This window comes from Mycolicibacterium psychrotolerans (assembly GCF_010729305.1).
Taxonomy (GTDB): domain Bacteria; phylum Actinomycetota; class Actinomycetes; order Mycobacteriales; family Mycobacteriaceae; genus Mycobacterium; species Mycobacterium psychrotolerans.
Map to the genome: position 1 here is coordinate 202,453 of NZ_AP022574.1, position 21,504 is coordinate 223,956.

Below are 21,504 nucleotides of genomic sequence, written 5' to 3' on the forward strand. Positions count from 1 at the left end.
TCACGCCGTGGCAAGGCTGGCGACGACCCGGTCGCCGATGCGGCGCACGCCTGCCACCGACAGCCCCACCTGGGCGGCCAGCGTCGGCATGCAGTCGATGCCCACCGATGCCCAGCGGAACCACGGGCCGATCGTGCTGGCCGACTCCAGCCGCACCCAACCGACGTCGACTCCCGCTGTGCCGGAATCGAATTCGGCGACGCACTGACCGCCGCTGCGGAGCAGCTCGGCGGCTCGGCGCAGCACCTTGACCGGGTCACCACCGAGGCCGACATTGCCGTCGGCCAGCAGCACGGTCTGCCAGCGCCCGGTGCCGGGCAGCGGTTCGAACAGATCGCGGTGCAGTGCCGGCGCACCGCTGCTGCGGGCCAACCGCACCGCCGTCTCCGACAGGTCCACCCCGAGCGCGGGCACCCCCCGCTGCACCAGATGGGCCACCAGCCGGCCCGGGCCGCAACCGAGGTCGATTGTTGGACCCTCACACATGCCCACCACGGTGTGGTCGAAGCGCTCGTCGGCATGCCTGCCGCCCAGCCAGCTGTGCACCGGCAACCGGCTCACCCGTCCGTCGTCACGGCGCACCCAACATCGCTCGCCGTCCAGGGCGCGGTCGTAGAGCTGTCCGAACATCAGGCCTCCACCGTCGCAGTGATCCGGCTGAATCGTGAGCCGGCCGGGCAGGCGCCGCGCACCGCGTCGACGTTGTCGATCGTGTCGACGTCGGCGAGCTGCGCGACCAGTCCCACCGACATACCAGTGCGCTGCAGCGCCGACAGCGTTACAGCGCCGGTGTCGGGCGCCGACATCGGGACATCGCGCAGACACTCCGCCCGCGCCGCGTCGCGCACCCCGAGCACCCACCACCCGCCGTCGTGCGCCATGCCCAGCACGGCGTCGTACTCGGCCAACCCGCGCACGCACTCGGCCAGCAGTCCCGGCGTCACCTGTGGGGTGTCCATCCCGATCTGCACCACCGCGGCTCCCCCGCTCGCCGCCGCGGCGTCGAGGTGCGCGTTGGCGAGCCGGTCGGCGAACCCGTCGCCCCGCTGCGGGAGCACGACGAAGTCGTCGAGGCGAGCCCGGATCTCGGCCGAGCGGGCGGCGGCATCCAGGTCGCCGGTCATCGCCACGACCCGCGCCTCTGCGGGGGTCGCCGCCACGGCGTCGAGGGTGTCGAGCAGCGCGGCGGCGGCGATGTCGGCGGCCACCGCGTCGCCGAGCGTCGCCGCGAGCCGGGTTTTCGCCAGCCCGGGCACCGGCGCCTTGGCCACGACCAGCAGGCAGGTGCCCGTCATGAGATGGCCTTCCAGAAGTCCAGTGCCGCGGTGGCGCTGCCGCGCACCGAGCCGCTCACCTTCGAGGTGCCTCCGGTGCGCGGGCCGTAGGCGACGTCACGCTCGGTCACCGTCCAGCCCGCCTGCGCGGCACGCACCAGCAGTTCGAGCGGATAGCCCGAGCGGCGGTCGGTCACGCCGAGCGCCAGCAGCGCGTCGCGGCGGGCCACCCGCATCGGGGCGATGTCGTGCACCTGCAGCCCGTAGCGGGTGCGCAGCCGCCAGCAGACCGCAGCGGTCCCGAGGCGGGCGTGCCAGGGCCAGGTCAGACCGGGTGTCGCGCGTCGGCGTCCGATCGCCATGTCGGCTCCGCGCTCGACGTCGTCGACCAGGGCAGGCAGCTCCTGCGGGTCCAGCGACCCGTCGCCGTCGAGCACCGCGACGATCGGGGTGGCGGCCGCCACCACACCGGCGTGCACCGCAGCCCCGTAGCCCGGGGTCGTCTCCGCGACCACGTCGGCGCCGCACCGGCGGGCCACCAGCGCGGTGGCGTCGGTGCTGTTGTTGTCCACCACCAGTGCTCTGTACCCCGCAGGCACGGCGGCCAGTACGCCCGGCAAAGACTCGGCCTCGTTGAGACACGGCAGGACCACCGTGACGGGACAGTCGGGCATAGACCGCAACGCTAGGCCAGGCCTGTCGCGGACGCGAGCGGCAAGCCTGACAATTCGATGACATAGCTGCAGGTAGCAGCAGTATGGGGCTAGCCTCTATGTGGTGACCCGCGTGCTGATCGCCGATGACGACGACGTCGTCCGCGACGTCGTCCGGCGCTATCTCGAGCGCGACGGACTCGTTGTGTCCACCGCACACGACGGCACCGAGGCGTTGCGTCTCCTGGGCTCCCAGCGCATCGACGTCGCGGTGCTGGACGTGATGATGCCCGGCCCCGACGGGCTGTCCCTGTGCCGCAGCCTGCGCAAACGCGGTGGGTACGCGGTGCCGGTGATCCTGCTGACCGCCCTGGGCGAAGAGGATGACCGCATCGCCGGGCTGGAAGCCGGGGCCGACGATTACCTCACCAAACCGTTCAGCCCGCGCGAGCTGGCGCTGCGGGTGCGCTCGGTGCTGCGCCGGGCACCATCGGCAACCGGCGTGATGCCGATGGACCTACGATCGGGCGATCTGACGATCTCGACCGCATCGCGCACGGTGACGTTGGCGGGCCGACCGGTCAGCCTCACCAATCGCGAGTTCGACCTTCTGCTGTTCTTCCTCACCCACACCGACACCGTCTTCACCCGGGAAGACCTGCTCAAGCAGGTCTGGCACTGGGACTTCGGCGACCTGTCGACGGTGACGGTGCACGTCAAACGGCTGCGGTCCAAGCTCGGCGACCGCCACCGGGTGCAGACGGTGTGGGGGCGCGGCTACATGTGGACCTCCGACGCCACAGCCGATACGAGGACCGAACCGACTTCCGGACGGCCGGATGCCGACGACTGATTTCTGGGAGATCGTCGGCTGGGCTCTTGCCTGTTCGGTACCCGTGGTTCTTGTCGGCGGGGCGGTGATCCGGCTGGCGCGCACGTGGTCGCTCGCGGTCAGCATGGTGGCGCTGGTGCTGATCCCCGTTCTCGCGACGCTGGCCGGCGTGATCGGCGCCAGCGGGTTCATGATCACCGAGACCTTCGAGCGCACCGCGGTCGTCCTGGTGATCGTCTCGGTGGTGGCGATCCCCGCCGCCGTGATGCTGGGTCGCTACCAGGCCCGCCGCACTGTGTGGGAGGCCGAGATCCGCGACTCCGAGCGTGCCGCCGAGCAGTCACGGCGCCGGCTGGTCGCGTTCGTCAGCCACGACCTGCGCACACCGTTGGCCGGCATCCGCGCGGTGTCGGAGGCGATCGCCGACGGCGTCGTCCCCGACGACGAGGTGCGGGTGCACGCCAAGCACATCGAGCACGAGTCGGTGCGGCTGTCGGAGATGGTGGACGACCTGTTCGAGATGTCGAAGATCAACGCGGGCGCGCTGACGCCGTCGTTCGACAAGGTCGCGCTCGACGAGGTGGTCGACGACGTGCTGTCCGCGCACCGGATCGCCGCGGAGCGCGCCGGCGTGCAGTTGCAGGCGAACCTGCCCGAGGAGCCGGTGCGGGTGGTGGGCAGCGACCGCGCACTGGTGCGGGTGCTGTCGAACCTGGTGGCCAACGCGATCGCGCACACGCCCGAGGGCGGCAGAGTCGAGCTGGCGCTGGGCGCCGACGAGAACAGCGCGTGGGCCCGGGTGGACGACACCGGCGTTGGCATCGACGAGGCAGACCTGCCGAGGGTGTTCGACGTGGCCTATCGCGGGTCGAACAGCCGTGTGCCGCGGGCGGATTCGTCGCTGCCGAGCGGGTCGGGGCTCGGGCTGGCGATCGCGGCCGGGCTGGTGCAGGCGCACCGCGGCACGCTGTCGGCGCACAACCTGCCGACCGGCGCACGCTTCGAGGTGCGCCTCCCGCTGGCCAGCGAGTGACTTTCGTTGCCGCGAACGTGCATTCCTTGTAGCGGTCGAGGCTGCGCAGCTACAAGGAATGCACGTTCGCGGCGAAACTCAGCCGGGCAGTGAGTTGCTCAGGCGTTCGGCGGCGGCCAGGTAGTCCTCGATGAACTCGCGCACCACCTCGCGGGCCGGCTTCACCTTGTTCATCAGCCCGACGCCCTGCCCCACGAAGTAGGTGGCCAGCGCCTGCGCGCCCTCGTGGCCCTGAGAGGCCAGCACGTCGATGCGGCGGATCACCGGCTCGCACAGCATCGACTGCAACGGCAGCGGCAGCGGCTGATGCCCGTCGGCACTGGGCTGCCACGCATCGGTCCACTCCGACTTCAGCTGCCGCGACGGCTTGCCGGTGCGGCCCGCCGAGCGCACGGTGTCCCGCGAGGACGCCGCCAGCATCTTGGCGACCGTGTGCGGGGCGGTCTCCGCCTCCTCGGTGGTCAGCCACACCGATCCGGTCCACGCCCCGGCCGCACCCATCGCCACCATGCCCGCCATCTGCCGGCCCGTCACGATGCCGCCGGCCGCCAGCACGGGCACCGCCCCATCGATCGCATCCAACACTTCCGGCACCACCACCAGCGTGCTCACCTCGCCACAGTGCCCGCCGGCTTCGGTGCCCTGCGCGACGATCAGGTCGACGCCCGCCGCGACCTGCTTGACCGCATGCTCCTTGGCGCCGACCAGCGCCGCGACCGGGATGCCGCGCTCCTTGCCGGCCTCGATCATGTAGTCCGGCGGCACCCCGAGAGCATTGGCTATCAGCTTGACAGGGTGCGTCAGCGCGACGTCGAGCAGTTCACGGCCGGTGTTGCCCGACAGCGACGAACCGCCGAGCCGCCGTTCGGGCTCGGGCTCGATGTCGTGGGCGCGCAGCAGGTCGTCGACCAGGTCGCGGTAGCTCTGCGGGATCCGGGCGGCCAGGTCGGAGCCCGACAGCTTCTCGCCCTTGCCCTCGAACTTCGCCGGCACGATGAGGTCCACGCCGTACGGCTTGCCGACCACCGCCTCGTCGATCCAGGCCAGCTCCCGGTCCAGCTGCTCCGGGCTGTACGCGGTGGCCCCGAGCACGCCGAAGCCACCGGCATTGGTCACCGCCGCCACCACGTCCCGGCAGTGGCTGAACGCGAAGAGCGGAAAGTCGATCCCGAACCGGTCGCACAACGCTGAGCTCATGGGCCCAGTATCGCTTGACGGGTGTCAAGAACGCTAGACGCCCCGCAACGGCGCCGTCGCGAACTCCGTCAGCCCGTCGGCCGGATCGATCACGGCGCGGAAGCCGAGCACCCGCTCCGCCTTCGCCGGGTCGGCGACGATGTGCCGCACGTCCCCGCTGCGGTACTGGCCGGTGACCACCGGCGCGACGTCTCCGCGGGCGTCGCACAGTTCGGTGGCGACGTCGAGGATCGACACCGGCCGGCCCGAGCACACATTGAACGCGTCGAACCCGTCGGGGCCCGCCTCCACGGCCGCGACGTTCGCCGCGGCGATGTCGTCGACGTGCACGAAGTCACGCATCTGCCCGCCATCCTCGAAAACCCTTGGCACATCGCCTGCTTCGAGTGCGGACCGGAAGATCGCGGCCACCCCCGAGTACGGGGTGTCGCGCGGCATGCCGGGGCCGTACACGTTGTGATAGCGCAGCGCGACCACGGAACCGCCCGTCGATTCGCTCCACGCCAGCGCGAAGTGCTCCTGGGCGACCTTGCTCGCGGCGTAGAGGCTGCGCGGCCGCAGCGCGGCGTCCTCGCCGACCAGCGCCCAGTCGACCCGCTCCCCGCCCACCGGGCAGCGATGGTCGAACACCCCGGCGTCGAGGTCCTCGCGCCGCCGCGGCTGCGGTTCGACGTCCCCGTGCTCGGGACACACGAAGCGGCCCTGCCCGTAGACGACCATCGATGACGCCAGCACCAGCCGCCGGCATCCGGCGGCGAACATCTCCGCGAGCAGCACCGCGGTGCCCAGATCGTTGTGCGAGGCGTACGACGGCGCGTCCGCGGCATTCACCCCGGCGCCGACCACCGCGGCCTGGTGACACACCACGTCGACGCCCTCGAGCACCCCGGCCACGGCGGCGGCGTCCCGTACGTCGACGCGCGTCACGTCGGCGGGCAGTTGGGCGTCCTGACCGTGCGCGGCGGGCAGCATCGCGTCGACGGCGACGACGTCGTGTCCGGCGTCGGCGAGCCGGGCCCGGATCCGGGTACCGATGAAACCGGCCGCGCCGGTCAGCAGCACCCTCACGGCAGGTCGAACGGCAGCTCGACGCCGTTGTGGGGGAGGCAGTGGGTACAGGTCCGCTCGGAGTCGACGTTGTCGATCGCCTCGTGCACGAGCTGCTTGAACGGCACCAGGTTGCGCTCGAACTCGGCGAACACGTCCACGGCCTTCACGCCCTGCCCGGACTCGATACCGGCGTCCAGATCGGTCACCAAAGCGATTGCGGCGTAGCACATCTCGAGTTCACGCGCGAGGACGGCCTCCGGGTAGCCGGTCATGTTGACCAGGCGGAAACCCTGATCGGCGAACCACCTGCTCTCGGCGCGTGTCGAGAACCGCGGCCCCTGGATCACCACCATCGCGCCACCGTCGACGACGCCGGGCAGCCCGGTCACCGCGTCGCGCAGCGTCGGGCAGTAGGGGTCGGCGAAGCCGACGTGGATGCCGCCCGAGTCGAAGTACGTGTCGGCACGCGCCGAGGTCCGGTCGACGAGTTGATCGGGCACCACCATCGCGCCCGGCCCCAGCGCGGGGTCGAGACTGCCGACCGCGCACGGGCCGAAGATGCGGCGCACCCCCAGCGCGCGCAGCGCCCACATGTTCGCGCGGTACGGCACGGTGTGCGGCGAGAACTCGTGGTTGACGCCATGCCGCGGCAGGAACGCGACCTCATGCCGGCCGACCGTCCCGACGGTGATCGCCGCGCTCGGGGCGCCGTAGGGAGTGTCCAGGCTGACGCTCCTGGCGTCGGGGCCGAAGAAGGAATAGAACCCGCTGCCGCCGATCACTCCCAGCACTCACCCGCTCCTCACGTCCACCGACACTGCGCCCCATTGTGGAGCATCGGTCCGACCCACCGTCCATGACGTTGCTGTGACGCCCGGCGTGGGCCGGTGGGACGGGGGTCCGAAACCGTGCAGGCTGACCGGGACGCTATGCGGCCCCATATGTCGAGACCCCGGACCTGGATCGCGCTGCTCGTCGGCCTCGCGGGGGTGGCGAGCGCCCTCGCCCTCCCCTTCGCGCCCGTCGTCGCGGGGACGACGACCCTCACGTGGCCCGCCCCCGGTCGACCCCCGGTGTCGAGCACCGTCTTGACAGTGCCCTACCGGCCGCAGGAGCTTACGGTGTCGCTGCCGTGTCCAGTCCTGCGCGCAGCGGCCTCTCAGCCGACCGTGGTGACCGTGCTGAGCACAGGCGACGGCGGCCTGACGGTGACCGGCGGCCCCGCCGGCGTGCTGCTGGGCACCGGCGACCGGACGGAGGCGCTGCCGATCCCGTCAGCGCCGGCGGATTGCCGGATCAGCATCGAGGCGGGGCCCTCGGGTATCTCGGTGCTGCAGGCCGACGGCCGCGCCACCTACCTCGCCGACCAGCCGGTGCCCGAGGTCTTCGGGCTGCGCACCGACCTCGACCCGGTCCGCGCGCAGGGACTGTCAGTGACCGCTCTGATCGGTGGCCCGTTCGGCACGTCGCCGACGACGGTCAAGGCCGTGCTCGTCGCGGTGCAGCTGCTCTGTGCCGCCGCGGCACTCGTCCTGCTACTGCGCGGCCGTGTCCCGCGGCCCCGACCCCGTTGGAACCGGCTCTGGTGGATCGACGCCGCGGTGATCACCGTCCTGTGCGGGTGGGCCGTCATCGGGCCGCTCGCCGTCGACGACGGCTGGGCCACGACGATCGCCCGCACCGTCGCCGCGACCGGCGACCCCGGCAACTACTACCGCTGGTGGAACGCCGCGGAGGTCCCGTTCGCATTCAGCCAGGAGCTGCTGGCCCCGCTCACCCGGATCAGCCTCGCCCCGCTGTGGCTGCGCGTCCCCAGCACCCTGCTGGCAGTGGCGACGTGGTTCGTGCTCAGCCGCGGAGTCCTCGGCGCGGCCCTGCCGCGTCACGCCGCGACGGCCCGGGTGCGGCTGCTGGCCGCGCTCTGTCTGCTGGTGACCTGGCTGCCGTTCAACCTGGGCACGCGCCCGGAGTCCTTCGTGGCGCTCGGCGTCACCGCGTCGCTCGCGCTGGCGTGGCGGACGCGGGGACCGGCCGGGCTGGGCCTGCTTGCGCTCGTCGTCGCGCTGACCGTCCCGATCAGCCCCACCGGCCTGCTGGTCGCCGCCCCGATCCTGGTGTTCGCCGACCGGCTGCGCGCCGCCGTTCGCGTGTCCAGCCGGCTGCAGTTGGCGACCGTCCTCGCGTTGGTGTGCGGCGTCGGCTCCGTCGCGCTCACCGTGATCTTCGCCGACCAGACCTGGGATGCGCTGGTCACCGCCACGCGATGGCACAACACGTTCGGGCCGTCGCTGCCGTGGTACGAGGAGCCGACGCGCTACCGCTACCTGTTGCAGGGCGACCAGCAGGGCAGCATGGCCAAGCGGCTGCCGATCCTGGGCACGGTCGCGCTGCTGCCGGTCGCCGGTGTGGCGGCGCTGCTGCGCCGGGACCGTGCGGGTGCGGCCGCGCTGCGCCTCGTGGCGGTCGTGGTGGTGATGCTGGCGTTGTTCGCGACCGGCCCGTCGAAGTGGTCGTACCACTTCGGGGCAGGCGCAGGCGTGTTCGCCGCGTTCCTGACGGTGGCCACGGCGCTGCTGGCCCGGCGGGCGCGCGGCGCCGACCGTCTGCCGGCCGCGGCCGCAGTGGTCGGCTCGGCACTGCTGGCCGCGGCGGCGGCGCTGGCGTTCTCCGGCCCGGACGCGTGGTGGCTGCCCGTGCTCTACGACGTGCCGTGGGCGTCGTCGCCGGTGCGGCCCGCCGGTGTGCCGCTGGACAATCCGCTGCTGTGGGTCGCCGTCCTCGCGGCGGGCACGGTCGCGCTGTTCGTCGTCGCGCGAACCCGGCCCGCCCATCTTCTGGCCGCCGGGCCTGCTGTGTTGACGGTGGTCACGTTCGGCACCGTGGTGGTGTTGCTGCTCGGATCCTTCGCCGCGGCTCCGCTGCGGCGATCGGCGGGATCGCTGGCGATGGTCAACCTGCACCGGCTCGCGTCCACGCGCGTGTGCGGACTGGCCGACGACATCGAGCTGATGCCGGACGGCGAGGTGCTGATGACGACCGAATCCGCCCCCAGCTCAGACGGTTTCGCCGCCGGGGCGGGGTACCTTCCCGGCGCGCCGCCACCGGATCGGCCGGGTACCGGCACGTCGACCTACCTGTGGGGCAGCCGGACGCCCGACCACGGATCCGTCGGCACGATCACCACCGGATGGTTCACACTGCCGCCACTGGCCCCGAATTCCGGCATGGCCGTGTCGGTTTCGGGACGCACCTCGGACGGCAACGCACTGACCGTGGAATTCGGCAGGTCCGATGGGGGGACTGTCGCAGTCCTGGACAGCAGCACACCGGTCGACCGGCCCGCCGCCGACGAAGTGCCGACACAACCGCTGTGGCGCTCTATCGGTGTCGATGCCGACGAGGTCCCCGCGGGTGCGGACCGGGTCCGGGTGCGCGCGGTGGACGGCCGGACCGACGAACAGGGCTGGCTGGCGTTCACCGGACCGCGGCTGCGCTCGACAGTCCCGCTCACCGCCTTCCTGGCGGCGAACGGTCCCGTGCTGGTCAGCTGGCCGCAGTCGTTTCTGTTCCCGTGCGTGCACAACATCGCCGCGGTCGCCGGCGGCCTCGCCCAGACGCCGCGCACGGTGATCGAGTCGCCGCGTCCCTGGTTCACCGAAGACCGCGACCCCGCCCTCGGCGGGACGTTCGCCGGGCTCACCGGGTCAACGGTGCTGAACGAGATCCCCAGCCGGGTGGTCGGACACCCCGAACTCGACTGGGGCACGGTGCGCGTCGTCGACACCCGCTACGAACGGGACTCCTACGCGCACAGTACGACTCGCGCGACGGTATGGGGAATCGGCGCTACTGCTCGTCGTCCTCGTCGACGTGGTGCGCCGCGGCGCGCCGAGCCCCGTCCCGGATCTCGAACACGTCGGTGGCGAATCCGCCGATGGCGTTGGCGACGTCACGCACCGCCGTGGTGATGATCGAGGTGACCTCGCCGACCGCCGATGCACCCGCGCCGACGATCTCCTGCACCACGTCCTTGCGGATCTCGCCCCTGCTGAGTCGGTCATCCATGCGCTCAGTCTGCCACGGTCGGCACCTGCAAGACTGACCTCGTGGCGACTTTTGCGCAGTGGGTGGAGGGAGCACGTCCCCGGACGCTGCCCAACGCCGTCGCACCGGTGATCGCCGGTACCGGCGCCGCCGCGTGGCTGGACGCCGCATCGTGGTGGAAAGCGTTGCTGGCGTTGCTCGTCGCGGTCGGGATGATCGTCGGGGTCAACTACGCCAACGATTACTCCGACGGCATCCGCGGCACCGACGACGTGCGGGCCGGCCCGCTGCGGCTGGTCGGATCCAAGCTCGCGGCACCGCGTGCGGTGCTGACCGCCGCGGTGTTGAGCCTGGCCGTCGGCGCGATCGCCGGCCTGGCGCTGGCGTGGTTCTCCGCACCGTGGCTGATCGCGGTCGGCGCGGTGTGCATCGCGGGCGCGTGGCTGTACACCGGCGGCTCGAAGCCGTACGGGTATCTCGGGTTCGGCGAGGTCGCGGTGTTCGTGTTCTTCGGGCTGGTCGCGGTGCTCGGCACCCAGTTCACCCAGGCGCTGCGCATCGACAGGGTGGGCGCTGTGCTGGCCGTCGCGATGGGCTGCCTGTCGTCGGCGGTGCTGGTCGCCAACAATCTGCGCGACATCCCGACCGACGCGCAGACCGGCAAGATCACCCTGGCGGTGCGGCTCGGCGACGCCCGCACCCGCGTGCTGTACCAGGCGCTGCTGGTCGTCGCGCTGCTGCTGACGCTGGTGTTGGCGCTCGCCGTGACCCCGGCGTGCGCGGGCGGGTTCATCGCCACGCCGCTGGCCGTCCGGGCGGCCCGGCCGGTGCGCGCCGGGCTGGGCGGCCGCGACCTGATCCCCGTGCTGCGCGACACCGGGCTCACGATGCTGGTGTGGGCGGTCGCAGTGGCCACCGGGCTCGCCCTCGGCTGACGCTCCGCGAGCGGCCCCCGACAGCACGTCGGTTTGCCCACCCGATCCCGGTGGTACATAGCGCGGGATGACTGCTGCCCCCGCCCCCCGGCCGTTCGACGACGAGGCACGCGCCGCCCAGCGGGTCGTGGCGGCGCTGTCCGAGGCGTTCTCGGCGAAGGTGGTCGGCCAGGAACACCTGCGGGAATCCCTGCTCATCGGCCTGCTGACCAGCGGGCACGTGCTGATCGAGAGCGTGCCGGGCCTGGCCAAGACCACCGCGGCCCGCGTCATCGCCGAATCCATCGACGGCCGGTTCCGCCGCATCCAGTGCACCCCCGACCTGTTGCCCAGCGACATCATCGGCACCCAGGTGTACGACGCGGCGACCACATCGTTCGTCACCCAGCTCGGACCGGTGCACGCCAACGTCGTCCTGCTCGACGAGATCAACCGCTCCAGCGCCAAGACGCAGAGCGCGATGCTCGAGGCGATGGAGGAACGCCAGACCACGATCGCCGGCACGGTCTATCCGATCCCCGAGCCGTTCCTGGTGGTCGCGACGCAGAACCCCGTCGACCAGGAGGGCACCTACGCGCTGTCCGAGGCCCAGACCGACCGCTTCCTGATCAAGGAGATCGTCACCTACCCCTCCCCGGAGGAGGAGGTGGAAGTCCTGATCCGCCGCGACACCGGGCTGTACGACCGCGACCACCACACCCGCCCCGTCGCCAGCCTGGACGACATCCGCCGCGTGCAGCGGGTGGTGCGCGACGTCTACCTCAGCCGCGACCTGATGCTCTACGCCAGCCGCCTGGTGGGGGTCACCCGCGACGCCGAGAAGTACCTGCCCGGCCACGTCGCGCGCCTCGTCGAGTACGGCGCGAGCCCGCGCGCCACGATCGCCCTGTGCACTGCGGCACGCGCCCTGGCGGTGCTGTCGGGACGGCACCACGTGCTGCCCGGTGACATCGCCGACCTCGCGCACCGGGTGCTCCAGCACCGCCTGATCCTCGGCTTCGAAGCCGCCAGCGCCGGGGTGACCCCCGGCAGGGTGATCGACGCCGCCCTGAACGCGGTGCGGGTGCCCTAGCGGGGTGCGACGGTGGGCAAGTACCTCAACAGGGTCAAGTCGCTTTTCGGCAGTGACACCCGCGGCCTGCTCGAAGGCGGCCGCCACGCGCTGCTGCACACGCGCACCCTCGAATTCGACGAGCTGCGCCCGTACGTACCGGGCGACGACGTCCGCGACATCGACTGGAAGGCGTCGGCCCGCTCGGGCAGCGTACTGATCAAGCGCTTCGTCTCCGAGAAACACCACAAGGTGCTGCTGGTGGCCGACGCCGGGCTGGACATGACCGCCCGCACCCCGAACGGTGAACGCAAATGTGATGTGGCAGGCCAGATCCTGGGCGCGATCGGGCTGATCACCCTGGGCCGTTCCGACGAGATCGGCATGGTGTACGGCGACGCTCGCGGCAGCGTCAACATCCGGCTGCGGCGCGGTGAGACGCACATCGAGAGCATGCTGCACCGCTACCACGACAGCGACGCACACCGCGGCCCCAGCGACGTCGTCAGCCAACTGGAGTACGTGGCGACGCACTACCGGCACGCGATGCTGCTCGTCGTGGTCTCCGACGAACCCGACGTCGACGACCGGCTCGCCGCCGTGCTGGCTCGGCTGGCGGCCCGCCACGACATGATGTGGGCGATGGTCACCGACCGCCCCGCGATCGAGGTGGGCAGCGAGGGCGGCTACGACGTCGCGACCGGTCGGCCGGTGCTGGGCAGCGCCGCCACCGACGCGCGGGTGGTCGCCGCGTACCACCGTGCCGAGCAGCGGCGCCGCCGGCGCCTCACCGAACTGCTCACCGAGCACGCCGTCGCACACGTGACGGTCGCAGGGAGCCGCGAGTTGCGGCGACGCATCGTCGAGATGACGGGGGTGTTCTCCCGTGCCGGATGACCTCCTGCGGTTCGTCGGCGGCCCACCCGCCTACTCGGCGTGGTGGCTCTGGCTCGGCGTGGCACTCATCGTCGGCGTAATGCTCTGGTACACGGCCGTTTTCGTGGCGACGATGCCCTCGGGGCGGCTGCGGACGCTGCCCGTCGTCCGCACCCTGCACGCCCGGCTGATGCGGTACCGCTTCGCCACGACCGTCCGCACGATCGCCCGCAGGCACCGCGAGGGTGAGCTGACCGCCGTGCAGACCGGCGCGGCGCTGAGTCGCACACTGCGCAGTTTCCTGCACCAGGCGACCGGCCGGCGCGCCCAGTACATGCAGTTGAAAACCATCGCCGCAAGCGATCTCGCGCCCGCCGCACCGGTGCTCGAAGCACTCGGCGAGGTGCAGTTCGATGCCACGTCCGCCGCCGATGTCGACCGGCTCGCCGCCGACACCGAGGAGGTGATCCGCTCATGGGCCTGATGTGGTGGGCGGTGCCGGTGGTCGGACTGTGCGCCGCGGCGGTGGCGATCGCCGCGGCGGTGCTGGTGCCTGCCCGGCGGAACGCCCAGCGACGAGAACCGTTGGCGCACACGGTGCGGTTGACCCGGCTTCCCGAGTACCGCACGGTGGTGCGCCGGCAGACCCGCGCCACGGCGATGGTGGTGCTGCTGCTGGCGCTGCTCTTCGCGACCACGCTTCTGGCCAGCGCCCGGCCCACGGAGCCGGTGACCAACGCGGCAGGTCCGCGGGACGACGTCATGCTGTGCGTCGGCCAGCCCGTCACCGACCCGGCGACCGGCCAGTTCCTCGGCTACTTCGCCAGGCAGGCCATGACGTACGGCACCGAGCGCATCGGGCTCACCTCGACCGACCGCCGGCTGGTCCCGCTGACCCGGGACTACCAGTTCGCCGCGGGACGATTCGGTGAGTACGCCCAGGCTGGCCGGGTCCCCAACCCTCCGCGGCTCGAATCCTTCACCAGCGCAGTGGAATACGCTGACTACGCACCGACTGTCGCCGACGTGCTGGCGCTGTGCCTCACCGGCTTCCCCGGTTTCGAGAGCCCGGGAGAGGAGCGCCGGTCGGTGATCTACCTCGGACCAGGTGCGTTGCGGGCGTCCGACGACAGCCGGCCGTCGCTGTTCACCGACGCACAGGTGATCGAGATGGCCCGGCGCGGCGCGGTACAGATCAACGCGGTCGCCACGGCAGGGCACCAGACCGACACGCTGGCCACCATGGCACGCTCGACCGGCGGCACGTTCGTCCGGTTCGATGCCGCGACCCTCGACGCTCGACTCGACGCCATCCGCGCCGACCCCCCGGGCGAGGACGATCAGCGGCGCGACTCCCCCGTCGTCGTCCTCATCATCGCTCTGGCACTGACGGGTCTGCTCGCCGTCTCCCTGATGGCGGTGCGGCGATGACCTTCGACCCCGTGCTACCGCCCGCGGTCCTCGCCGCCGTCGCCGCGGTCCTCGTCGCGCTGCGGGCGTTGTCACTGCGGCCGGCCGCCGCGGCCGGCCGCCGCGCCCTGCTGCGCTGGACCGGCATGACAGTGGCGCTGGTGCTGCTGCTGGTCGCGGCGGCGCGGCCGGGCGTACCGATTGCGCAGGCCGACGCACCGACGTCGTCGCGCGGTGGCGCGAACATCTTCTTCGTGGTGGACCGTTCCGAGGATTCGGCCGTCGACGACTTCGGCGGGCGCCCCCGGATGGCCGGAATCCGCGACGACATCGACGCGCTGATCGACGCCCACCCCGGCGCCCGGTTCGCGGTGATCTCGTTCGCCTCGCGACCGGCGGTCGACTGGCCGTTGTCCAGCGACGCATGGAGTCTGCGGCCCGTCGTCGAGGCACTCAACCCGTATCCGGGCGCGGCCGCCGATCAGGTCAACGCCGCGGCCGCCGCCACAGTGCTGCGCTACCAGATGATCTCGGCCGGTCAGCAGTATCCCGGCGCGGACAACCTCGTCTACTACTTCGGCTCCGGGGCTCCGCAATCCACCGTCCCCCAAGGCGAATTCGACGTCGACGCGGTCGACGGCGGCGACGTGTTCGGCTACGCCGCCGACGGCGCAGGTGATCAGCGGCTGCGCGAGATCGCCGACCAGCTCGGTGTTCCCTTCGTCGACCGCCGCCCCGGCGAAGCCGTGCCCACCGGCACGCAGGCGGCAGCGTCCGCACCCGTCGCGAACCCCGCCGGCGAGCGCCGCGACGAGTTCTACTGGCTGCTGACCGTGGTCGCCTCGGCGCTGCTGCTCGTCGAGATCGCGCTGTCGGTGCGCGACCTGCGGCGCGCACGCTCGACAGCGCGGGAGGTGCGGACGTGACCCCGTCCCGGTTGCGGCTGCGACGCAGGCTGATCCTCCTGTCGGCGCCCCTGGCCCTGGTCGCGCTCGTGGTCGCGGTCAAGCTGATCTCGGTGGTCGTCGCCGGCCAGTCGGCACAGCAGCACTACGACGACAGGGCGATCGGCGAGCTGCGCGACGACGTGTCGATGCTCCGCACGCTCGACGTGATCCAGCCGGCCACCACCCATTTCGCCGCCGGCACGCTCGCAGTGCTCGAGGATCGACTCGACACGGCGGACGCAGAATTCGCGCAATCGCTGGCCGGCACCCCGACGGACCGGTCGTGCCCGGTGCGGGTCAACCTCGAACTCGTGCGCGAACGGCAGGCCGACATCGCGGCGTGGGAAGCCCGGCTGGACGACGCCCGCGAACGGTACGGCAGCGCACTGACCGTCATCGACGATGCGCCGCCGGCATGCTTTTCCGGCAACGACGATCCCGATCCGGATCGGCGTGCGGTCCGGGCCGACGCCGCCGCGCGCATCGCGGCCAAGCTTCGCGCCCTGGGCACGGTAGCGCCGGTCGCTGCGCCGCCTCCCCCGCCTCCGGCGGACGCCCCGCCGGCTGCGCCCGTCGTCGCGGCGCCGGAATCGGAGCCGCCGCAGACGCGTCGCCTCGAACCGGCTCAGGGCGATCCCCTCGAAGCACTGCGGCGGCTCCTCAAGGACGCGGCGACCGGTTAACCCGGCGACGTGCCCGTCCAGTACTCGACGATCCGGCCGTCAGCCACGCGCAGGATGTCGTTTCCGGTGAAGCGGGCAGGACCCCGCTTGTTCGACCCCGTACTGATCCAGCGGGCCGCCACCAGATCCCCGTCGACGAACGGCCCGACGTCGATGACGAACATCAGTTCGCGCAATTGACTGCGGGTGTCGTCGACGATGGCCTGCAGTTCGTCGGGGCCGTGGATGTCGCGAGTGGGCCAATGACCGACGAAATCATCGGACACCAGTTCCCGGGCGATGGTTTCGCCTGCCCATAATTCGTTGATCCACCGCTGGTAGAGCGCCTGGGGTCCCTCCGGGTCCCGAGTGTCCGTGGGTGCCTGCCGCGTGACGAGATCCTGCTGGCGCATGTGACGCCGGTTACCCACCGAGCTGTCGGACTACGCACCCCAGGGAGTTTGCTGCTGAACGACGGGTCAGGCGTCTTCCTGATCATGGCCGGAACCGGCGGTGGCATCGGGTGTGCTGTCGCCGCGCAGCCGCGCCTGAAGATTCGCGCGTTCGGCGCGACGTCGTTCGTCGAACACTGCGATGCTCTCGGTCGCCCGCCTCCGCAGCGGAGCAAACACCCAGATGCCGAGCGGGAACGCGATCACGATCGCGAACAGCAGCGCCACCGCGATCGGGAACTCGCGCAACCCGATCAGATGGCCGACTCCGAGGATGACGGCGGCGACCACGGCGACGAGCACCAGACGCGCCACGACATAGGCCGCGACGTCGAAGAACAGGCGAGATCCGGTGCGTTCGTCAGACACGATCCGAGCCTACCGAGGGCGCGTATATTGACAGGAAGGAGGTTTCGAGTGGCGTATTTGCTCCTGATTCTCGTCTTGGCCGCGCTGGTCTACGTCGGCTGGCGGGTGACCCGGATGACCGCGAATCGCACGCGCACCCGGGTGATCGGGCCGGACGACGATCCGGATTTCCTGCGGCGCATCACCCCGCGCGACGACACACCGCGGTCCTGACCCGCTATCCGGCGACGCCGTCGCCGGCTGGGCGCGCGCCCGGAAAGCCTTGTGCCACGGTTGCGGCCAGCTCCAGCAGCGCCTCGGTGGTTTCCTGCCGCAACCGGTCCAAGCTGATTTCGGCGCCTTCCTCCAGGTGCGGGTCGAACGGCACCTGGCAGACCGCTCGACAGCGACGCGCGAAGTGGTCGACGACCTTGTTCAGGTCGACCTTGGTGACGCCGCGGCGTGCCCCCGAGCGGACCCCATTGATGACGGCGATCGAGTTGCGCACCAGATCTTCTCGGCCGTGTGCGTCGAGCCAGTCCAGCGTCGCCGACGCACTGCGTGCCCCGTCCACCGAACCGGAGCTGATCACCACGAGCGCATCGGCCTTGTCGAGCACCGCCGACATCGCCGAGTGCAGCATGCCGGTGCCGCAGTCGGTGAGCACGAGGCTGTAGAACCGCTCGAGCACATCAAGAGTGCGCGCATAGTCCTCGGCACTGAACGCCACCGACACCGCGGGGTCACTCTCCGAGGCGAGCACCTCCAAGCGGCTGGCGCCCTGCGACGTGTATTGGCGTACATCGCTGTAGGCGGCGATGCCCTCGGCGTCGCGCAGCAGATGCCGGACGGTGGCTGCAGTCTCCAACGGCACCTTCTGGCTCAGCGTGCCGCGGTCGGGGTTGGCGTCCACCGCGACCACGCGGTCGCCGCGGGTACTCGCGAACGTCGCGCCCAGCGTCGCGGTGATCGTGGTCTTGCCCACCCCGCCCTTCTGCGAGAGCATCGCGATCCGGTAGCAGCCGCGCAGCGGGCGCTGCACCTGGGCGACGAGTCGGTCGTGCCGCACGGCCCGCGGATTCTCCCCGACGTCGACCAGCCGGCCCGTCCCCCAGTAGAGCCATTTGCGCCAACCGGTCGATGGACCCCGGCGCGCCCTGCCGAGCAGCGCCACCGTCGACAGATCCAGATAGGGCGGCGGATCGGGTGCGCCCGGATCCGGCGGCGCCGATGCCGCGGGCGCCGGCACGACCGGCGCGGCAGGCTGTGGCGGGGTCGGCGCCGTCCATTCGGCGGGAAGCTCTGCCATCGGATCACGGAAGCGCTGCTGCCCCCGGAACCCGCCCGGTACGTCCGACAAAACCCCGGTCCCCCTAGCCGACGCCGGCGTAGGAGTGCAAGCCGACGGTCACCAGGTTGATGAAGAACAGGTTGAACACCATCGCCACGAACCCGACCACGTTGATCCACGCGGCCTTGCGGTCACGCCAGCCGGCCGTCGAGCGGGCATGCAGGTACGCCGCATACACGACCCACGCGATGAACGACACCGTCTCCTTGGGGTCCCAGCCCCAGTACCGGCCCCACGCCTCCTCGGCCCAGATGGCCCCGAAGATCACCCCGAACCCGAAGATCGGGAACGCGAAGATCGTTGTCCGGTAAGCGATCCGGTCGAGGGTCTGGGCGTCGGGCAGCCGCGCCACGATGCGTCCGATCGCGTCGTCGCGGTCGGGATCGCCCAGCTTCGACATCTTCAACAGGAACAGGATGCTGGCGACGCCGGCAACCAGGAACACCCCCGAACCCAGGCTGACGACGGACACGTGGATCGGCAGCCAGTAGGACTGCAGCGCCGGCATCACGGGCGCGGCATGCGTATAAAGCCACTTGCCGGACACCGTCAGCAGGATGAGCACCGGGACGAGCACGAACACCCACAGCGAGCGGTACTGCGGTTTGCGCAGCACCACCGCCCCGGCCATCAGACCGCAGAAGCACGTCAGGTTGATGAACTCGTACATGTTGCCCCACGGCACCCGGGCCGTGGACAGCCCGCGCAGCACGATGCACGCCAACAGCAGGCCGATACCGACGTAGACGAGCGCCAGACCCGCCGAGCCGATCCGTTCGTCGAACGGCCGCCGCGGGGTGTCGTGGACCCGGCCGGGCGTGGCGCTGTTGCTCGCCACCGATCCCGCGTGAACCAGCTCGCGGCTGTCCACCCGACGGCCGCGGCTGTAGGCCAGCTCGACGGCGAGCAGCAGCAGCGCCACCACGAGCACCACCATCGACGAGGTGTACGCCCAGTCGGAGTAGCGGGCCAGCCCGACATCGATGTGCGTGGTGTTCATGCGCGATCCGCTTCCTTCTCTGTCCCGTCCCGCCGGCGCACCGGCTCCGCCTCCTCGATCGCCGAGAGCAGCTTCGTGGTCAGGCGCTCGAACTCGTCGCCCCACCCCGAGTTGTCGGTGCGGGCCAGGCCGCCCAGCTCGACGTTCACGGTACCCGCAGGCCCCGGCGTCAGCCGCACCCACACACGCCGGCGCCTCACGATCAGCGACACCAGCAGTCCCGCCATCATGGTCATCGCGAACACCAGCACCCAGATCTGGGCCGGGTCGTGGGAGACCTGCAGGTTCACGAACGGCACCGCGCCGTCGAAGCGGACGATCGTGCCGTCGGGCAGCCGGGTGTCCTGCCCGGCCCGCAGGTTGACGCGTGCCGCCTTGGTCAGCCGGCCCTGGTCGATCATCCGCGGGTCGAGGGAGAACAGCGACTGCGGCCGGCCGGTGTCCAGCCCGGTGTCGCCCTTGTAGATGTCGACGGCGACCGCGGGATCGTTCATCGCCGGGAACTTCGACGACAGCAGCGTGCCGTCGAGCTGCTCGGTGGGCGCGAACAGGCCCTGGATCGCGATCTGGTTCTTGCGGCGCTCACGTTCGTCGGCGTAGGTGCCGCCTGGCGGGTCGAACCGCATGGCGCCCGACGACAGGAAGGTGATCTGGTCCTCGGGGCGCCACTGCAACGTCTGGGTGCGGGTCTTGCCGTCGGGGAACGTGACGCTGAAGGTCGGCGCGTAGCCGTGGCCCTGCAGGTACACCCGGTCTCCGCCGACGCGCAGCGGCTCGTTCACCTTGAGCAGGTACGGCCGCCAGGTGCCGGAGTCGAGGTCGCCGCCGGCCTGGTAGTCGATGTCGGCCTGGAACGACGTGGCCTGCCCGTTGGGCAGATACGTCGCCTGGAAGTCGTTGACGCGCAGACAGATCGGGTACAGCGAGGTCCCGTCCACGGTGTTGCCGGCCCGGAACGAGTCGAATGCGGCCGGCGACGCGGAGCAGAAGCCCGGACCACCGTCGGCGACCACGATGACGTTGCCCTCGTAGCTGAACAGCTTGCCCGCGGCGATCGCGACGAGCAGCCCGAGCAGCGAGAAGTGGAAGACGATGTTGCCGAACTCCCGCAGATAGCCCTTCTCCGCGGAGATCTCCGTACTCTCGCCCTGCTGCCGGCTGAAGCGCCGCCACCCCGACAGCCCTTCGTCGACGGCGGCGGCCATCGCGGCGACGTCGCTTCCGGGTACCTCGGCGCTGTGGTGTTTGGGCAGCCGGCCCAGGTTGCGCGGCGCCGCGACGGGTGCGGCGCGCAGGCTGCGCACGTGCTCGGCCAGCCGCGGGGTCAGGCAACCCACCAGCGACACGAACAGCAGCACGTAGATCGCGGTGAACCAGAAGCTGGAGAACACGTCGAAGGCCTGCACCCGGTCGAGCCACGGCCCGATCGTCGGATGCTCGGCGAGGTACTCGGCCACCTTGGTCTCGTTGAGGCTGCGCTGCGGCAGCAGGGCGCCGGGGATGGCGCCGAGCGCGAGCAGGAACAGCAGCACCAGCGCCGTGCCCATCGAGGTCAGCGTGCGCCAGGTGTTGCGGACCAGCGCGAGCAGACGCAAACTCATGCGTTTCGGACCCGATTTGCGCGAGTTTGCGTCTGCTCGCGGGGAAGAAGTGACCATCAGATCGGCAGCCTCACGTCGCTGACGAACGCGTCGCGCACCCAGGACACGAACTCGTTCCACAGCCCGGTCACCAGCGCGGCGCCCACCAGGATCAGCAGCACGCCGCCGAAGATCTGGATGGCCCGGGTGTGGCGGCGCAGCCAGCCCAGCCCGCTGACCGCCCGGGCCGAGCCGAAGGCCAACAGCACGAACGGGATCCCCAGGCCCAGGCAGTAGGCGATCACGAGCACCACCCCGCGGGCCACGTTGCTGCCCTCGGTCGCCGATGCCACCGCGATGACTCCGGTCAGCGTCGGCCCCAGGCACGGCGTCCAGCCCAGCGCGAACACCGCACCGAGCAGCGGGGCGCCGCCGAGGGTGGAGATCTGGCGCGGGGTGAACCGGGTGTCGCGCTGCAACATCGGCACCAGCCCGATGAACACCAGGCCCATCACGATCGTGATCACGCCGCCGATGCGTTGCAGCAGAACCTGATTGGTGATCAACGCCGTCGTCATCCCGAGCACTGCAACGGTGCCGAGCAGGAACACCACGGTGAATCCGGCCACGAACAGCGCCGCCGCACCGGCGACCCGAAGCCGCGCCCCGCGCACCTTCACCGAGGACGGCGAGTCCTCGACGCCGACAACGGCGGCCAGGTACGACAGGTAGCCGGGCACCAGCGGCACCACACACGGCGACGCGAACGAGACGATGCCGGCCAGCAGGCTCACCGCCATGGCGAGCAG

23 protein-coding genes and 1 pseudogene are annotated in these 21,504 nt (G+C 71.1%); 11 read left to right on the top strand and 13 right to left on the bottom strand.

Annotation, left to right across the window (positions count from 1 at the left end):
- From G6N45_RS00965 to G6N45_RS00975, 3 genes are read right to left on the bottom strand one after another with little or no spacing between them, the layout of a single operon-like run.
- Window positions 1–630 (bottom strand): methyltransferase domain-containing protein, encoded by a 630-nt coding sequence (locus tag G6N45_RS00965; protein WP_163719939.1) that lies wholly within the window; start codon window positions 628–630, stop codon window positions 1–3.
- Window positions 630–1,295 (bottom strand): TIGR04282 family arsenosugar biosynthesis glycosyltransferase, encoded by a 666-nt coding sequence (locus tag G6N45_RS00970; RefSeq protein WP_163719940.1) that lies wholly within the window; start codon window positions 1,293–1,295, stop codon window positions 630–632. Before G6N45_RS00970 ends, G6N45_RS00965 begins: the two co-directional genes overlap by 1 nt.
- Complete coding sequence (locus tag G6N45_RS00975; RefSeq protein ID WP_163719943.1) at window positions 1,292–1,948, bottom strand: glycosyltransferase family 2 protein; 657 nt, start codon at window positions 1,946–1,948, stop codon at window positions 1,292–1,294. The genes G6N45_RS00970 and G6N45_RS00975 overlap by 4 nt, the downstream gene beginning before the upstream one ends.
- Before the next feature lie 103 nt (window positions 1,949–2,051).
- Between G6N45_RS00975 and G6N45_RS00980 the strand changes: the two genes are divergently transcribed.
- Window positions 2,052–2,780, top strand: a complete 729-nt coding sequence (locus G6N45_RS00980) for a response regulator transcription factor (protein ID WP_163719944.1) — start codon at window positions 2,052–2,054, stop codon at window positions 2,778–2,780.
- Complete coding sequence (locus G6N45_RS00985; protein ID WP_163719946.1) at window positions 2,767–3,792, top strand: sensor histidine kinase; 1,026 nt, start codon at window positions 2,767–2,769, stop codon at window positions 3,790–3,792. Before G6N45_RS00980 ends, G6N45_RS00985 begins: the two co-directional genes overlap by 14 nt.
- A gap of 78 nt (window positions 3,793–3,870) precedes the next feature.
- On the opposite strand, the gene G6N45_RS00990 is transcribed toward G6N45_RS00985, so the two are convergent.
- Genes G6N45_RS00990 through G6N45_RS01000 form a run of 3 tightly spaced genes read right to left on the bottom strand, consistent with a single transcriptional unit; the run spans window position 3,871 to window position 6,830 of the window.
- Window positions 3,871–4,989 carry an NAD(P)H-dependent flavin oxidoreductase gene (locus G6N45_RS00990; protein WP_163719948.1) on the bottom strand — a complete coding sequence of 373 codons (1,119 nt, stop codon included), beginning with the start codon at window positions 4,987–4,989 and terminating at the stop codon, window positions 3,871–3,873.
- 33 nt (window positions 4,990–5,022) lie between these two features.
- Complete coding sequence (locus tag G6N45_RS00995) at window positions 5,023–6,057, bottom strand: NAD-dependent epimerase/dehydratase family protein (RefSeq protein WP_163719950.1); 1,035 nt, start codon at window positions 6,055–6,057, stop codon at window positions 5,023–5,025.
- Window positions 6,054–6,830: an S-methyl-5'-thioadenosine phosphorylase gene (locus G6N45_RS01000; RefSeq protein WP_163719952.1), complete on the bottom strand. Its 777-nt coding sequence runs from the start codon at window positions 6,828–6,830 to the stop codon at window positions 6,054–6,056. The genes G6N45_RS00995 and G6N45_RS01000 overlap by 4 nt, the downstream gene beginning before the upstream one ends.
- A 150-nt stretch (window positions 6,831–6,980) precedes the next feature.
- On the opposite strand from G6N45_RS01000, the pseudogene G6N45_RS01005 reads away from it, so the two are divergent.
- Window positions 6,981–9,869, top strand: a pseudogene (locus G6N45_RS01005) (arabinosyltransferase domain-containing protein); the annotation flags it as partial.
- Between the two features lie 16 nt (window positions 9,870–9,885).
- Here the strand turns inward: G6N45_RS01005 and G6N45_RS27940 are convergent.
- On the bottom strand, window positions 9,886–10,104 hold the full coding sequence (locus G6N45_RS27940; RefSeq protein ID WP_082597857.1) for a hypothetical protein: 219 nt from the start codon (window positions 10,102–10,104) through the stop codon (window positions 9,886–9,888).
- Between the two features lie 41 nt (window positions 10,105–10,145).
- On the opposite strand from G6N45_RS27940, the gene G6N45_RS01015 reads away from it, so the two are divergent.
- The 7 genes from G6N45_RS01015 to G6N45_RS01045 all read left to right on the top strand — a co-directional run bounded on the left by G6N45_RS01015 (window position 10,146) and on the right by G6N45_RS01045 (window position 15,985).
- On the top strand, window positions 10,146–11,018 hold the full coding sequence (locus tag G6N45_RS01015) for a 1,4-dihydroxy-2-naphthoate polyprenyltransferase (protein WP_163719955.1): 873 nt from the start codon (window positions 10,146–10,148) through the stop codon (window positions 11,016–11,018).
- Window positions 11,019–11,085: 67 nt separating this feature from the next.
- Entirely contained in the window at window positions 11,086–12,090 is a 1,005-nt protein-coding gene (locus G6N45_RS01020; protein WP_163719957.1) for an AAA family ATPase, read from the top strand.
- A 12-nt stretch (window positions 12,091–12,102) separates the two neighbouring features.
- On the top strand, window positions 12,103–12,966 hold the full coding sequence (locus G6N45_RS01025; RefSeq protein ID WP_163719960.1) for a DUF58 domain-containing protein: 864 nt from the start codon (window positions 12,103–12,105) through the stop codon (window positions 12,964–12,966).
- A complete protein-coding gene (locus G6N45_RS01030; protein ID WP_163719962.1) occupies window positions 12,956–13,429 on the top strand; it encodes a hypothetical protein in 474 nt (157 codons plus the stop codon). Before G6N45_RS01025 ends, G6N45_RS01030 begins: the two co-directional genes overlap by 11 nt.
- Window positions 13,420–14,376 (top strand): hypothetical protein, encoded by a 957-nt coding sequence (locus G6N45_RS01035; protein ID WP_163719964.1) that lies wholly within the window; start codon window positions 13,420–13,422, stop codon window positions 14,374–14,376. The genes G6N45_RS01030 and G6N45_RS01035 overlap by 10 nt, the downstream gene beginning before the upstream one ends.
- Window positions 14,373–15,281, top strand: a complete 909-nt coding sequence (locus tag G6N45_RS01040; protein ID WP_163719965.1) for a vWA domain-containing protein — start codon at window positions 14,373–14,375, stop codon at window positions 15,279–15,281. The genes G6N45_RS01035 and G6N45_RS01040 overlap by 4 nt, the downstream gene beginning before the upstream one ends.
- The gene (locus G6N45_RS01045) at window positions 15,278–15,985 is read left to right on the top strand and encodes a hypothetical protein (protein ID WP_163719967.1); all 708 of its coding nucleotides are present in this window, start codon (window positions 15,278–15,280) and stop codon (window positions 15,983–15,985) included. The genes G6N45_RS01040 and G6N45_RS01045 overlap by 4 nt, the downstream gene beginning before the upstream one ends.
- Here the strand turns inward: G6N45_RS01045 and G6N45_RS01050 are convergent.
- Together G6N45_RS01050 and G6N45_RS01055 are read right to left on the bottom strand one after the other, a co-directional pair.
- The gene (locus G6N45_RS01050) at window positions 15,982–16,377 is read right to left on the bottom strand and encodes an ester cyclase (RefSeq protein ID WP_163719969.1); all 396 of its coding nucleotides are present in this window, start codon (window positions 16,375–16,377) and stop codon (window positions 15,982–15,984) included. The two genes, G6N45_RS01045 and G6N45_RS01050, sit on opposite strands and share 4 nt — an antisense overlap.
- A gap of 66 nt (window positions 16,378–16,443) precedes the next feature.
- Window positions 16,444–16,785 (bottom strand): DUF4229 domain-containing protein, encoded by a 342-nt coding sequence (locus G6N45_RS01055; RefSeq protein WP_163719971.1) that lies wholly within the window; start codon window positions 16,783–16,785, stop codon window positions 16,444–16,446.
- 48 nt (window positions 16,786–16,833) lie between these two features.
- Between G6N45_RS01055 and G6N45_RS27620 the strand changes: the two genes are divergently transcribed.
- On the top strand, window positions 16,834–16,998 hold the full coding sequence (locus G6N45_RS27620; protein WP_170312419.1) for a hypothetical protein: 165 nt from the start codon (window positions 16,834–16,836) through the stop codon (window positions 16,996–16,998).
- Window positions 16,999–17,002: 4 nt separating this feature from the next.
- Here G6N45_RS27620 and G6N45_RS01060 read toward each other — a convergent pair whose 3' ends face one another.
- From G6N45_RS01060 to G6N45_RS01075, 4 genes are all read right to left on the bottom strand, one after another.
- Window positions 17,003–18,073, bottom strand: coding sequence for a MinD/ParA family ATP-binding protein (locus G6N45_RS01060; RefSeq protein WP_163719973.1), 1,071 nt, complete (start codon window positions 18,071–18,073; stop codon window positions 17,003–17,005).
- Window positions 18,074–18,137: 64 nt separating this feature from the next.
- Window positions 18,138–19,115, bottom strand: coding sequence for a c-type cytochrome biogenesis protein CcsB (ccsB, locus tag G6N45_RS01065; RefSeq protein ID WP_163719976.1), 978 nt, complete (start codon window positions 19,113–19,115; stop codon window positions 18,138–18,140).
- On the bottom strand, window positions 19,112–20,773 hold the full coding sequence (gene resB / locus G6N45_RS01070; RefSeq protein WP_163719978.1) for a cytochrome c biogenesis protein ResB: 1,662 nt from the start codon (window positions 20,771–20,773) through the stop codon (window positions 19,112–19,114). Before resB ends, ccsB begins: the two co-directional genes overlap by 4 nt.
- Window positions 20,773–21,495: a cytochrome c biogenesis CcdA family protein gene (locus G6N45_RS01075; RefSeq protein WP_057150910.1), complete on the bottom strand. Its 723-nt coding sequence runs from the start codon at window positions 21,493–21,495 to the stop codon at window positions 20,773–20,775. Before G6N45_RS01075 ends, resB begins: the two co-directional genes overlap by 1 nt.
- Between the last annotated feature and the right edge of the window lie 9 nt (window positions 21,496–21,504).